At 64.8% G+C, this 13,242-nt stretch carries 11 protein-coding genes; 6 read left to right on the forward strand and 5 right to left on the reverse strand.

Annotated elements, in window-relative coordinates:
- Window positions 1-140 precede the first annotated feature (140 nt).
- Window positions 141-2,330: a beta-glucosidase family protein gene (locus tag Y887_RS05770; protein ID WP_046963431.1), complete on the reverse strand. Its 2,190-nt coding sequence runs from the start codon at window positions 2,328-2,330 to the stop codon at window positions 141-143.
- Window positions 2,331-2,513: 183 nt separating this feature from the next.
- Window positions 2,514-4,283, reverse strand: coding sequence for a M14 family metallopeptidase (locus tag Y887_RS05775; protein ID WP_046963432.1), 1,770 nt, complete (start codon window positions 4,281-4,283; stop codon window positions 2,514-2,516).
- Between the two features lie 285 nt (window positions 4,284-4,568).
- On the opposite strand from Y887_RS05775, the gene Y887_RS05780 reads away from it, so the two are divergent.
- Both Y887_RS05780 and Y887_RS05785 read left to right on the forward strand, forming a co-directional pair.
- Window positions 4,569-6,134 carry a POT-type proton-dependent oligopeptide transporter gene (locus tag Y887_RS05780; RefSeq protein ID WP_046963433.1) on the forward strand — a complete coding sequence of 522 codons (1,566 nt, stop codon included), beginning with the start codon at window positions 4,569-4,571 and terminating at the stop codon, window positions 6,132-6,134.
- A gap of 7 nt (window positions 6,135-6,141) precedes the next feature.
- Entirely contained in the window at window positions 6,142-6,750 is a 609-nt protein-coding gene (locus tag Y887_RS05785; RefSeq protein WP_046963434.1) for a rhomboid family intramembrane serine protease, read from the forward strand.
- A gap of 149 nt (window positions 6,751-6,899) precedes the next feature.
- On the opposite strand, the gene Y887_RS05790 is transcribed toward Y887_RS05785, so the two are convergent.
- On the reverse strand, window positions 6,900-7,100 hold the full coding sequence (locus Y887_RS05790) for a hypothetical protein (RefSeq protein ID WP_046963435.1): 201 nt from the start codon (window positions 7,098-7,100) through the stop codon (window positions 6,900-6,902).
- A 212-nt stretch (window positions 7,101-7,312) separates the two neighbouring features.
- Between Y887_RS05790 and Y887_RS05795 the strand changes: the two genes are divergently transcribed.
- From Y887_RS05795 to Y887_RS05805, 3 genes are all read left to right on the forward strand, one after another.
- A complete protein-coding gene (locus Y887_RS05795; RefSeq protein ID WP_046963436.1) occupies window positions 7,313-7,597 on the forward strand; it encodes a GNAT family N-acetyltransferase in 285 nt (94 codons plus the stop codon).
- Window positions 7,598-7,637: 40 nt separating this feature from the next.
- Window positions 7,638-8,489, forward strand: coding sequence for a DUF3298 and DUF4163 domain-containing protein (locus tag Y887_RS05800; RefSeq protein ID WP_046963437.1), 852 nt, complete (start codon window positions 7,638-7,640; stop codon window positions 8,487-8,489).
- Between the two features lie 66 nt (window positions 8,490-8,555).
- A complete protein-coding gene (locus Y887_RS05805) occupies window positions 8,556-9,056 on the forward strand; it encodes a MarR family winged helix-turn-helix transcriptional regulator (protein ID WP_046963438.1) in 501 nt (166 codons plus the stop codon).
- A 90-nt stretch (window positions 9,057-9,146) separates the two neighbouring features.
- On the opposite strand, the gene Y887_RS05810 is transcribed toward Y887_RS05805, so the two are convergent.
- Window positions 9,147-11,345 carry a M3 family metallopeptidase gene (locus Y887_RS05810; RefSeq protein ID WP_181112909.1) on the reverse strand — a complete coding sequence of 733 codons (2,199 nt, stop codon included), beginning with the start codon at window positions 11,343-11,345 and terminating at the stop codon, window positions 9,147-9,149.
- 440 nt (window positions 11,346-11,785) lie between these two features.
- On the opposite strand from Y887_RS05810, the gene Y887_RS05815 reads away from it, so the two are divergent.
- Window positions 11,786-12,271 carry a glutathione peroxidase gene (locus tag Y887_RS05815; protein WP_046963440.1) on the forward strand — a complete coding sequence of 162 codons (486 nt, stop codon included), beginning with the start codon at window positions 11,786-11,788 and terminating at the stop codon, window positions 12,269-12,271.
- 163 nt (window positions 12,272-12,434) lie between these two features.
- On the opposite strand, the gene Y887_RS05820 is transcribed toward Y887_RS05815, so the two are convergent.
- Complete coding sequence (locus tag Y887_RS05820; RefSeq protein ID WP_046963441.1) at window positions 12,435-13,214, reverse strand: ferredoxin--NADP reductase; 780 nt, start codon at window positions 13,212-13,214, stop codon at window positions 12,435-12,437.
- Window positions 13,215-13,242: the final 28 nt, after the last annotated feature.

Below are 13,242 nucleotides of genomic sequence, written 5' to 3' on the forward strand. Positions count from 1 at the left end.
GACTCAGGGGGCGAATTGTGCAAGTTGCGCGCGTAGCTGTCAACGTATCTCGGACAAATTTTTCGTGGCGATTCACGCCGTGTGGCATCTCAACAACACACGCACGGCGGACGCGCTCAATGAGGCGCCCGCCATTGCGCTCACGGCAGCCGCGCCGCCTGCAGCGTCACCTCCGCACTCTGCACCGGTTCATTCGCCGAACGCGCCAACTGCACGCGGTAGGTGCCGGCAGCGATCTTCCAGTGACGTGCCTTGGCATCGAAATCGGCCAGCGTCTTTGGCTCGGCCACCACCTGCACGCTGCGCTTTTCGCCAGGCTTGAGCGTGAGCTTCTGCCAGCCGATCAGGCGCAGCGGGGTGGGGTGGCCGTCGGGCAGGGTGACGTAGAGCTGCGGCACGGCAGCGCCTTCGCGCGGGCCGGTGTTCTCCACTTCAAAGCGCGCGGTGAGGGTACTGCCTTGCGCGTCCACCTGCAGGCCGCCCATGCGGAACTGCGTGTACGACAGGCCGTGCCCGAACGGATACCGCGGGGTGAGCTTGCGCGCGGCAAACCACTTGTAGCCGACATTGGCCCCTTCGATGGCGTAGTCGATGCTGTCTTCGCCCGGCTTGGCCGGCGTGAAGCCCAGCCCCGGAATCGACGGGCGCGGCAGCTGCGATTCGTCCACCGGCCAGGTCACCGGCAGATGGCCGGAAGGATTCACCGCGCCGGTCAGCAGGTTGGCGATGGCTTCGCCGCCACCGATGCCCGGGTACCAGGCCTGCAGCACTGCCGGCACGCGCTCGGCCCAGGGCATGCGCACCGGGCCGTTGGTTTCCAGCACCACGGTGGTCCTGGGATTGGCCTTGGCCACCGCCTCGATCAAGGCATCCTGGTTGTTGGGCAATTGCATGTCCGGCAGGTCCACCGATTCGGCGGCCCATTGGGTCGCGAACACGATCGCCACATCGGCGGCCTTGGCCGCGCGTGCCGCGGCAGCGCGGTCCTTGCCGTCGACATAATCGATCTGCACGTTCGGCAACGCGGCGCGCAGCGCCTGCAGCGGCGAGGACGGATGGATGATCACCGGGCCGGGCCAGGTGGTCGGGGTGAGCCCGGGTACGGCGTTGCCGCCATTGACGGTGTAGTCCACGCGCGAGGAGCCGCCGCCGGACATCACGCCCTTGTCGGCGTAGCCGCCGATCACCGCGAGACGGCGCACGTCCTTGGACAGCGGCAAGGTGGCCTGCTCATTGCGCAGCAGCACGCTGCCTTCTTCGGCGACATGCTGCGCGGCCAGTTGCCCGGCTTTGCCATCGATGGGTTGGCGCTGGGTCGGGTGATCGAACGCGCCATGCGCGAACAGGCTGCGCAACACCCGCCTGACCATGTCGTCGAAGCGCGCGCGCGGCACCACGCCAGCGCCCACCGCCATGCGCAACGGCGCGTCGAAGAACACCGCCGCATCGAACACTTCGCCGGCCGATTGCTGGTCCAGTCCGGCCAGGGCCGCCTTGGAGCCGCTGTGCACGCCGCCCCAGTCGGACATCACGTAGCCGGGGTATTTCCATTCCTGCTTGAGTACCTGGTTGAGCAGGTAGTCGTGCTCGCAGCCGTAGATGCCGTTGATCTTGTTGTACGAGCACATCACCGAAGCCGGGTCGCCGATCTTCAGCGCGATCTCGAAGGCCAGCAGGTCCGATTCGTGCATCGCCTGCTCGCCGATCTGCGCGCTGTGGAAGTTGCGCCGGGTTTCCATGTCGTTGAGCGCGAAGTGCTTCATCGTCGACAGCACGTGTTCGCTCTGCACGCCACGAATCGATTCGCCGACCATGGTGCCGGCCAGCAGCGGGTCTTCGCCGGCATATTCGAAATTGCGCCCGTTGCGCGGGTCGCGCTGCAGGTTGACGCTGCCGGCCAGCAACACATTGAAGCCCTGCTGCCAGGATTCGCGGCCCATGGTCCTGCCGCCGGCAAAGGCCAGCTGCGGGTTCCAGCTCGACGCCGTGGATGGGCCCGACGGCATCGCGGTGGCGAAATCGCCCTTGCGGATCCCGCCGGGATTGGTCACGCCCACCCCGGCATCGGCCAGCTGCTGCGCCGGGATGCCCAGGCGTGGAATGCCGGGTACATAACCGGCCGACCCCAGCGCGCCTTCCGGCTTGGGAATCTTGTCGGTGCCCAGGCCGAAATAGCTGCGCAGCATCTGGAATTTTTCATCCTCGCTCATCTGTGCCAGCAGCCGGTCCGCACGCTGGTCGGCGCTCAATGCGGTGTCCATCCACGGCTGCGATGCCGATGCGGATTGTGCGATTGCCAACGGCGCGGTCAGCGCAATGCCCAGGCCCATCACCACCGCCAGTACGAGTGGGCGAGGACGATTGACGGTTGTTGTAAACGTTTTCATATCGGGGTGTGGCACGGGGTGTCCTTGTGGTGCTGGGTCATTACAAAACTTGAGGGGTACCGAAATGCCCGACTGGTAGGGGCGCACAGGCGCCGCTCGGCCGCTCGCCGGAATCGGCGGCGCGGTTTAGAAGTCGGTCTGCGCGGTACGCAGCACCGGATACAGCTGGTAGCGCTCGTCCCAGGAGGAGTGACGCTTGGCGAAGAACTCCAGGCGCGCCTGCGGGCTCTTGGCAAACGCCGGGTCGCTGGCGATGCGCTGTTCGAACTGCGCCTTGAGCGCGGCGTCGTTGGCCAACATGTGGCGCGCCACGTCTTCGGCCACGTAGGCCTCCATGTATTCCTTGCGCTCGAAGGCCGAATTGAAAAAGCCCCACTGCAGCAAGGAGTCCGGTGCCTGCGGCTCCAGCATCGCCATCAGCAAACGTGCCTTGGGCTGAGCGATCGGTACGAACAGCGAGCCGGCGGGCACGGCGCGGGTTTCATCGCGCCACTGCCCAACGACGTCCAGCGTCTGGTGGCCTTCGTTCGAGCGCGCGGCAACGCTGGCGGTGTCGGCGCGGAAGGTCTGCACCGGGTGTTCGGCTGCACTGGCGACGGTGCGGAAATCGATGCCGTGCAGGCGCAATTTTTCTGCGACGAAGGCGGCGTGCGCGGCCGGCACCAGATATCCGCCACGCGGTGCCTCGACCACCAGATCGGGTTTGATCTGATCGCGCAGCGGTAGCTTCCAGATCTGCGGTTTGCTCTCGTCGTAGCGCGTCATCAACGCGCCGGAAATCGGCGAGGGTGTGCGCGTGTACGCATAGCCGCGGAATGCCACGGTGCGCGCGGCAGGGCCGGCAGCAAAGCTCAGCGGCTCGGGCATGCCGGCCAGCTGGCTGGCGCGCCGATCGGCCGCCAGCGCATCGGCGCGCCAGGCACTGCCGTGTCTTGCGGTCTGCTCCAGCACCGACACGATGGCGTTGCGGGTCACCCGCACGCGTGTGGGGTAGTCCTTCCACGAGTGGGTTTCCACCAGCATGCCGAAGCGGTTGCGCAGCAGAAAATAGCCATGCGAAAAGCGCGGCGGCGATACGTCGTCGGCGAAACCGGAGGCGGGGTCGTCCTCATGCACGAAAGACGGGTAGTACGGCAGCGGCAGCGAACCTTGCCTGGTGAGGTCGCCCAGCACCGCGTCGCGCCAACGCGTACCGTCGCGTTGCAGCGTGGTGTCGCCGGCATGCACCGGCTCCACCTGCACCGAGACGTCGTGCTCGAACTTGGCGCCGTCGGTGACATGCAGGTCCACGACCATCAGCGGGTCCCACTGCTGCACCAGCCGCAGCATCGCCTGCATCTCCGGCGCGTCGGCCTTGACGTAGTCGCGGTTGAGATTGAGGTTCTGCGCGGTGGTGCGCCAGCCCATCTGTTCGGGTCCGCGCTGGTTGGGGCGGTTCCAGGCGCCGAAGCGCTCATGCCCATCGACGTTGAACACCGGCACGAACACCCAGACCAGCTGGTCGAGCACGCCCTTGCCGGCCTTGCCATCGAGCAGCTGGCGCAAAGCCAGAAAGCCCGCGTCCTTGCCATCGATCTCGCCGGCATGGATGCCGCCCTGGATCAGCACCACCGGCAGCTTGCGCTGCGCGGCGCCAGCCGCATCCAGCGCGCCGCTGGTGGAGGCGATCAACGCCTTCATCGGCCGGCCTTCCGGCGTGCTACCGAACTCCACGCAGCGCACCGCCTGCGGGTAGCGCTGGGCAAAGGCATCGCACAGTGCGATGACTTCGTCGTAGCGTCCGGTCTGCACGAAGCCGCTACGCTCGGCCTGGGTGGTCAGCGGTTCGGCGGTCAGCGCAGCAGGGGCACAGGTCAACAACAACAGGCTCAGGGCCAGGCGGGTGAAGCGGGGCATCCAGCGGTCCAGTGTTCCAGGAAAACGTTTGCAATGTAGCCGAGCCGAGCTGGAAGGCCAATCTGCACTGCGACATTTGCCGACCATTCAAAGCGGGCGCGAGCGCTCCGAACACGCTGCTTTTGTCGGGTATCGATAGGTTCTGCGCGCGCCTGCACGCGGGCTCGCATGCGTGCTATGCGATGTCGGTGGCGCGCCGCGCCGCGCGCGCGCCTGCTCCTGCATGGCGGCCGGCCTCTCGGCGCCGGTACGATAGGGCCTGTTTTCCGTTCGACCGGACCGCCTTTGACCACCTCGACCTTGCCGGGCCCCACGGCCGGCGCGCGCTTGCCGCGCCAGATTCCTTTCATCATCGGCAACGAAGCCTGCGAGCGTTTCAGCTTTTACGGGATGCGCAACATCCTGGTGCAGTTTCTGATCACCTCGATGCTGCTGCAGGAAGTTGGCGGGCCGGACCGAGAGGCCGAAGCCAAGCACATCCTGCACAGTTTCATGATCGGGGTGTTCTTCTTCCCGCTGCTGGGCGGTTGGCTGGCCGACCGGCTGTTTGGCAAATACAACACCATCCTGTGGTTCAGCCTGATCTATTGCGCCGGCCACGCGTGTCTGGCGATGTTCGAGGGCAGCCGTCACGGCTTCTTCGTGGGGCTGGGCCTGATCGCGCTGGGCGCGGGCGGCATCAAGCCGCTGGTGGCCTCGTTCATGGGCGACCAGTTCGACCAGTCCAACAAGCACATGGCCAAGGTGGTGTTCGACGCCTTCTACTGGATCATCAACTTCGGCTCGCTGTTCGCCTCGTTGCTGATTCCGCTGGCGCTGAAGCATCTGGGCCCGTCGTGGGCGTTCGGCATCCCCGGCATTTTGATGTTCGTGGCCACGCTGGTGTTCTGGCTGGGGCGCAAGCGCTACGTGCTGGTGCCGTTGCCGCCGAAAGACCCGCACGGGTTTGGCGCCGTGCTGCGCACGGCATTGCTGGCACGCGCACCAGGGCAGGGACGGCCTGGCCTGGTACTGGCCATCGTCGCGGTGGTCGCTGCGCTGGCCTGCATGGCGCTGATCGAGCCGCTGGGCATCGTCATCTGTCTGTGCATGGCGCTGGTGCTGCTGCTGGCCGGGATCGGCGGCGGCACCTGGTGGCAGCTGGAACGCGCGCGCGGCACGCATCCGGATGCAGCGGTCGAAGGCGTGCGCGCATTGCTGCGGGTGCTGGTGATCTTCGCGCTGGTGACGCCGTTCTTTTCGTTGTTCGATCAGAAGGCCTCGACCTGGGTGCTGCAAGGGCGCGAGATGACCATGCCGGCTTGGTTCACCGCCTCGCAGATGCAGGCGCTCAATCCGCTGCTGGTGATGCTGCTGATCCCCTTCAACAACCTGGTGCTATACCCGCTGCTGCGCCGCCGTGGCTGGGAGCCGACGCCGTTGCGTCGCATGACCAGCGGTATCGCCTTCAGCGGCGTGGCGTGGATTGCGGTCGGCGCGATCCAGGTCGTCATGGACGGCGGTGAGCCGATGCACATCGCCTGGCAGATGCTGCCCTATGCCTTGCTCACCTTCGGCGAGGTGCTGGTGTCGGCCACCGGCATCGAGTTCGCCTACAGCCAGGCGCCGCCGTCGATGAAGGGTGTGGTGATGAGCTTCTGGTATCTGACCACCACGGTGGGCAATCTGTGGGTGCTGCTATCGAACGTGGCGGTGCGCAACGCGACGGTGACCTCCCATATCGCCGATACTGGGCTCAGCGAAGCGGCATTCCTGATGTTCTTCTTCGCGGCCTTCGCGTTCCTGGCAGCACTGGCCTTCGGCCTGTACGCACGCCGGTATCGCATGGTCGACAATTACCGTTCTGCCTGAGGTCTGCATGATTACCCTGATCCTGATCGCCATCACCGGCCTCGTCTCGTGGATGGCGTTCAACAACCGCAAATTGAACGACCGCTTGATCCTTTGGCCGCCGGCGTTGGACAAGCACAAGCAGTACGACCGTCTGGTCACCTACGGCTTCATCCATGCCGACCTGGGGCACCTGGTCTTCAACATGATCACGCTGTTCTTTTTCGGACGGGTGATCGAAAGCGTGATGACGCAGCTGACCGGCAGCGTGCTGACCTATCCGCTGTTCTATCTGGCTGCGCTGGTGGTGTCGATCCTGCCCAGCTATCTGAAGAACCAGAAGAACCCCAATTACCTGAGCCTGGGCGCCTCCGGTGCGGTGTCGGCGGTGCTGTTCGCCTTCATCCTGCTGCAGCCGTGGACCATCATCCTGGTGCTGTTCATTCCGGCACCGGCGATCATCTATGCGGTGTTCTACGTGGGCTACAGCCTGTGGATGGACCGCCGCGGCGGCGATCGCATCAACCACAGCGCGCACCTGGCCGGTGCGGCATTCGGTGTGATGTTCATGCTGATCATGGAGCCGCGGGTGTGGCAGGTCTTCCTGGAGCAGCTGTCCAATCCCCGCTTCGGCTGAGGGCGCTGACCGTCTTGCTGCCTGGGGGGCCGGGCTGGCCGGCGCTGCGGCAACGCAGCTGACGCATCAGTGCAGCGGTTGCCTGCGGCAACCGGGCCAGGACCGACGCCATGGCGTCACAGGTCCTGGCAGATGGAGCGAGGCCGGCATCAGGCCGCGTTGCGTTCCCGGTCGGTGCTGAGCGCTGCGCCCGACGCCGCGCCGTAGGCCTGCTGCAGACGTTCGTAGACGGTATCGTTGAGTTGCGCGAAGTCGGGGTTGTGGGTGTCGCCATTGATGGCGAACTGGAACAAGCCTTCCAGCAGCGAGCTATCGCTGTCTGTGCCGTTTCCTGCCGAATCGTTGTGCATGCGGTGACTCCTCGTTGATAAGGCGAGGGCACTGGCCAGCCCGGAGACCGGTTGCAGGCAGCGCCTTCGAGTCAGCTATCGGCGCTACCCGAGCGAACTTAAGGCCATCTTTGCCAGGCCGGGAAGGCGGTCACAGCGTCGATTCATTTTCACGCAGGCGCGGCGTCGCGCTGGTCACACTGGCGCATCTTCACTGCCGGGCGCAGACCACGATGGAGGCAGCGACAGTGCACGCCCAACACGATCCCACACAGCAGCGCTTCATTGTTGACACCGAGGGACATCATGCCGAGCTGGTTTATCGGCTCGAAGCCAAGCGCATGACCATTACGCATACGCTAGTACCGGATGCAATTGCAGGTCGCGGGATTGCCGCCGTGTTGGTCGAGGCCGCTTTGCAGCATGCGCGTGCGGCTGGCCTGATGGTCGTGCCAGCGTGCAGCTACGCCGCCGCTTACATGCGCCGGCATCAACAGTTTCAGGATCTGCTGGCCTGACGGACAGCAGTGGGTGGTTCGATCAGGGGAGCAGGTGGGAATGGGGCGGTTGCTTGGATTCACTAGTGTGCGCGGTCTGCTGCTGCTGGCCCTGTTGGCGGGCTGTACGCAGCGCGAACCTGCAGCGGTCGAGCCGGCGGAGCCGGCAGCCGATGCGGCCGCACCGACAACGCCGGCGCCGGCGCCGGAACCCCTGATGGTGCAGAGCGGCCCGCTGGAAGATGTGATCGAACATGCGCCGGCCTACATGGTTGGTATCAGCTATCCGCGTGGGCTGGATGCGTACCCGGAGCTGGCTGCGGTGATTCGCAAATATGCCCAGGATGCCCGCAGCGAGTTGATGGAAGCCGTCTCCGGTCTGGGCAACGACAAGCCCGCGGCGCCTTATGAGTTGTCGCTGGCATTCGAAAGATTGTTGCAGACCACCGATCTGATCGTCATTTCCGCCGATGGCAGCCGCTACACCGGCGGCGCGCATGGCGAGCCGCTGGTGGCGCGTTTCGTGTGGCTGATCAAGGAGCGCAAGCAACTGACCGCGCAAGCGTTGGTTCCAGATCCGGCCGGATGGGAAAAGATCGGTCGCGATGTCGCTGCGCAATTGCATGCGGCGGCTACCCAACGTGTGGAGGCCGATCGGGTACCGGTGGAGGAACAGGCCGAACAAGTCGCATCGGCCGACCGCATGATTGCCGAAGGCACTGCAGCGCAAGTGGACAACTTCGCGCAGTTCGTCCCGGTGTTGAATGCAGCCGGGCAGATCACCGCAGTGCGCTTCGTGTTTCCGCCTTATCAGGTCGGGCCATATTCGGACGGCACGCAAACGGCCGAGGTCGCTGCATCCACCTTGATGCCGTGGATCGCGCCGGAATATGTACATCTTTTCGCTCGTTGAGGTGTCGCCCCGCAGGTGATGTGATTGAATGGTTCGGCCATTCAGTAATGTAGCCAAACGGGTGATATGAGTAGTTTCGATCCAACCGCAAATCGCGTGGACCACACCTGCGCGCGCTACCCAGCCTTTCCGCGGGAGCCGGCTGTCCTGGTGAGGTTGATCAAGCATCTCTACAAGCGGCTGCACACCATCAGTTGTGTGCGACTCAAGCCGTACGGGATCAGCCCGCCGGAATACGAAATCCTGATGATGTTGTACGGCACGCCCGAACAGGCGATTACCCCGACCGAGGCGGCAGAGGCCGCCAGCGAGAAGCCGGCCAACATCACCCGGCTCACTGACCAGCTGTGCGAGAAGGGCTTGATCGCGCGTGGCAGCAGTGCCGACGACCGCCGCAAGATCATGCTGACCCTGCAACCGGCCGGGCTGGCATTGATCGAAAGCCTGTTACCGGAAGCATGCACGCTGTTGCACGAACAGACGGCCGACCTCAGCGACGCGGAGCAGGCGCGTCTGGAAAAGCTGCTGAAGAAGCTGCTCAATGGCGTGGATGCCGTAGACGCCTGAGCGCCACGCGGCAGCTGCGCCGCATGCCAGCGCCAAAACGACAACGCCGCCCGGATCGCTCCGGGCGGCGTTGTGGCGATGCAGGTCCGATTACGGCTTGGACTGCGCTGCCTCCGGTGTGGCGCCATCGCCGCCATGCGCGCTCAGGCCGCGCTTTTCAAGCAAGGGCTCGATCTGCGGTGCATGCCCGGCAAAGTTCTGGAACAGCTCCATCGCGTCCACACTGCCGCCGCGCGACAGCAGCGTCTTGCGGAAGCGGTCGCCGTTGGCGCGGCTCAAGCCGCCATGTTGCTTGAACCACTGCTGGGTGTTGGCATCCAGGACTTCGGACCAGATGTAGGCGTAGTAGCCGGCCGCGTAGCCGCCCATGATGTGGCTGAAGTACGGGGTCTTGTAGCGCGGCGGCACCGGCGCGTAGGCGATGCCGTCCTGTTGCAGGGCCTTGGCTTCGAAGGCCATCACGCCGGCGGCGTCCGGTACTTGGTTGGCGCTGACCTGATGCCAGTTCTGATCCAGCATCGCCGCACCCAGATACTCAGTGGTGGCAAAGCCCTGATTGAACTTGGACGCGGCAATCACCTTGTCCAGCAGCGCCTGCGGCATCGGGGTGCCGTTCTGGTAATGCTTGGCGTAGTTCTTCAGGATGGACGGCTCGTCGGCCCACATCTCGTTGACCTGCGAAGGGAACTCGACGAAGTCGCGCGGCACGCTGGTGCCGGAGAAGTAGGGGTATTTGACGTCGGAGAACATGCCGTGCAGCGCATGGCCGAACTCATGGAACATGGTGGTGACTTCGTCCCAGGTCAGCAACGTCGGCTGGCCGGCCGGCGGCTTGGGAATGTTGAGGTGATTGGCCACCACCGGCTTGAAACCGGTCAGATCCGACTGCGACACGTAGGAGTTCATCCATGCGCCACCGCGCTTGGATTCGCGCGCATACATGTCGGCAATGAAGATCGCCAGCTGCTTGCCGTCGGCGTCGAACACGTCATAGACGGTGATGTCGTCGCGGTAGGTCGGCAGGTCGGTGCGCTGCTTGAAGGTCAGGCCGTATTCCTGGTTGGCCGCATAGAACACGCCGTTTTCCAGCACGTTCTTTAGCTCGAAGTACGGCTTGAGCTGGGATTCGTCGAAGTTGTACTTGGCCTGGCGCACCTTCTCGCTGTAGTAGGCCCAGTCCCAGGCTTCTAGCTTGAACGTCGGCTTGCGCGCGGCCTTCTGCTCCTTGTCGATCATCGCCTGCAGATCGGCGGCCTCGCGCCTGGCGTTGGCCACCGCAGCGGGCGCCAACTTGCCGAGCATGGCGTTGACCGCTTCGGGGGTCTTGGCGGTCTGGTTTTCCAGCGAATACGCAGCGTAGGTCGGGAAGCCGAGCAGCTTGGCCTTGTCGGCGCGCAGCTTCATGATGCGCGACACCAGCGCGGTGTTGTCGTACTGGCCGCCGTGGCTGCCGCGCGAGACCGACGCGTCATAGATTTTCTTGCGCAGGTCGCGATTGTTCAGCTGGGTCAGCGGCGGCTGGCCGGTGGTGTTGAGCAGCGCGATGACGTACTTGCCATCGAGCTTGCGCGCCTTGGCCGCTTCGGCGGCAGCGGCGATCTGTTCTTCAGACAGGCCGTCGAGCTGCTTGACGTCATCCACCACCACTGCAGCGGCGTTGACCTCGGTCAGCACGTTCTGGCTGAAGGTGGTGCCCAGGTTGGCCAGCTCGGCATTCATCGCCTTGAGCGTGGTCTTGTCGGCATCGGAGAGCTTGGCGCCGTCGCGGACGAAGTCGCTGTAGTACTTCTCGACCAGGCGCAGGCTTTGCGGATCCAGGCCCAGCTTGGCGCGCTGGTCGTACAGGGTCTGGATGCGCGCGAACAACTTGCCGTTGAGCGAAATCGCATCGCGATGCGCGGCGAACCTGGCCGAATAATCGGCCTGCAGTTTCTTGCGTGCATCGTTGGTGTCGGCACCCACCAGATTGAAGAACACCGTGGTGGCGCGATCGAGCGTGGCGCCGCTCTTTTCCAGCGCGACGATGGTGTTGTCGAAGCTCGGCTTGGCTTTCTGGTTGGCGATCTTGTCCACCTCCTTCAATTGCTCGGCCATGCCGGCGTCGAAGGCGGGGGCGAAGTCGCTGTCGGTGATTTTGTCGAACTGCGGGTAATGCAGCGGCAGCGTGCTGTCGGCAAAGAAGGGGTTGGCTTGGGTGGCAGCCTGCGTGGTCGCGGGTGCGGCGATGCTGTAGGACGGCATGGCAAGTCCCAGGGAAGCGGCCAGGGCAAAAGCGAGACGGGTGGTCAAGAAGGTAGCTCCAAAGTGCGAACCGCCGAGGCTAACCTAGCCTGCCGGGACAGGCGTGTGACAAAAGGCATGGCTGTAAGGTCATTGCGCCGCCATCAGGCGGGCACGACCGCTACTGGTCTTGCGGGCACATGACCGATGACGCCATGAGCGCACAGCCGCCGGACCGGCGCTGCCGGTACGCGGTGCGGCGTGTTCCACTCGGCTGCATTCCAGCTGCCCGGCGGGCAGCCAGGTCTCGATCAGCCCGCCTGACGGATGCTGGCCGGTAGCGCGCCGTGTCAGCAGCCGGCAACGGTCGGAACCAGCGGAAAGGGCCAGATGGCGACGGCGACGGATCCGTTGAACACCGCCTCTCCCGGCTGACGCGCCCGGCAACCGCGATGCGACACTGCGGGCTGCTGGGTTACGCTGCCCACCTCGCACACTTCAGGGCAGCCATGAGCGACATCTCCACGTTCGAATTCACCGACCTGGAAGGCCGGCCCCGGTCGATGCGCGACTACGCCGGCAAGGTGGTGCTGGTGGTCAATGTCGCTTCCAAATGCGGCTTTACCCCGCAGTACGCAGGCCTGCAGGCGCTGTGGCAGCGCTATCGCGAGCGTGGGTTGGTGGTGATCGGTTTCCCGTGCGATCAGTTCGGCCATCAGGAGCCGGGCGATGCTGCACAGATCCGCCAGTTCTGTTCGCTCGACTACGCGGTGGATTTTCCGCTGGCGTCCAAGGTCGAGGTCAACGGCAGCGGCGCGCATCCGCTGTGGCAATGGCTCAAGCACGAACAACGTGGCGTGCTTGGATCGGAGGCGATCAAGTGGAACTTCACCAAGTTCCTGATCGGCCGCGACGGCGCCGTGCTGGAGCGCTACGCACCGACCACCAAGCCGGAGGCCCTGGTCGCGGACATCGAACGCGCGCTGGCCGCGTGATGTCGCGCGCGCAACTTGCACCGTAGGAGCGCACCCGGGCGCGATGCGGCATGACCGAGGAGATCAGGCGTTATGCAGAGGCTGAGAGGCGTTACCGGGACTGCGCGGTCGCGCCCGGGTGCGCTCCTACGAGGGTGCAGCAACGGCATTGCCGCGCGCTGCATCACTTCTCGACGAAGGCGCGCTCGAACACGTAATGCCCCGGCGTGCCGATGCGTGGCGAGGTCTGGAAGCCGCGCGCGTCCAGCAGGCTGCGCAGGTCGGCCAGCATCTGCGGGCTGCCGCAGATCATGAAGCGGTCGTTGGCCGGGTCCAGGGTAGGCAACCCGAGCGTCTGCTGCATGCGGCCATCGGCCATCAGCTCGGTCAACCGGCCCTGGTTGGCAAACGCTTCGCGGGTGACCGCCGGGTAATACAGCAGTTTTTCGCGCAGCAGATCGCCGAGGAATTCGTGCTGCGGCAGCTCGCGCTCGAAGTAGTCGCGATAGGCCAGGTCCTGCACGAAGCGCACGCCCTGGGTGAGGATCACCTTGTCGAAGCGCTCGTAGGTTTCCGGGTCCTTGATGATCGACAGCCACGGCGCCAGGCCGGTGCCGGTGCCCAACAGATACAGATTGCGGCCCGGGTGCAGGTCGCTGATCAGCAGCGTGCCGGTGGGCTTCTTGCCGACCAGGACCTTGTCGCCCGGTTTGATGTGCTGCAGCCGCGAGGTCAGCGGGCCGTCCGGCACCTTGATGCTGAAGAACTCCAGATGTTCTTCCCAATTGGCGCTGGCGATCGAATACGCACGCAGCAGCGGGCGCGTCTCGGTCTCCAGACCGATCATCACGAACTGCCCGTTCTCGAAGCGGAAACCGGCATCGCGGGTGGTGGTGAAGCTGAAGTAGGCATCGGTCCAGTGACGGACCTCAAGCACCGTTTCGGCGCCGAAAGCGGAAGACATACCGGTAAGTGTCGTGGGAAGAGTACCG

Source organism: Xanthomonas pisi DSM 18956 (assembly GCF_001010415.1).
Lineage (GTDB): Bacteria > Pseudomonadota > Gammaproteobacteria > Xanthomonadales > Xanthomonadaceae > Xanthomonas > Xanthomonas pisi.

Coding starts and splice junctions, on each gene's coding strand:
- Y887_RS05770 (WP_046963431.1), bottom strand. CDS start 2,330: ATGGGCCTGGGCATTGCGCTGACCGCGCCGTTGGCAATCGCACAATCC.
- Y887_RS05775 (WP_046963432.1), bottom strand. CDS start 4,283: ATGCCCCGCTTCACCCGCCTGGCCCTGAGCCTGTTGTTGTTGACCTGT.
- Y887_RS05785 (WP_046963434.1), top strand. CDS start 6,142: ATGATTACCCTGATCCTGATCGCCATCACCGGCCTCGTCTCGTGGATG.
- Y887_RS05790 (WP_046963435.1), bottom strand. CDS start 7,100: ATGCACAACGATTCGGCAGGAAACGGCACAGACAGCGATAGCTCGCTG.
- Y887_RS05795 (WP_046963436.1), top strand. CDS start 7,313: ATGGAGGCAGCGACAGTGCACGCCCAACACGATCCCACACAGCAGCGC.
- Y887_RS05800 (WP_046963437.1), top strand. CDS start 7,638: ATGGGGCGGTTGCTTGGATTCACTAGTGTGCGCGGTCTGCTGCTGCTG.
- Y887_RS05805 (WP_046963438.1), top strand. CDS start 8,556: ATGAGTAGTTTCGATCCAACCGCAAATCGCGTGGACCACACCTGCGCG.
- Y887_RS05815 (WP_046963440.1), top strand. CDS start 11,786: ATGAGCGACATCTCCACGTTCGAATTCACCGACCTGGAAGGCCGGCCC.
- Y887_RS05820 (WP_046963441.1), bottom strand. CDS start 13,214: ATGTCTTCCGCTTTCGGCGCCGAAACGGTGCTTGAGGTCCGTCACTGG.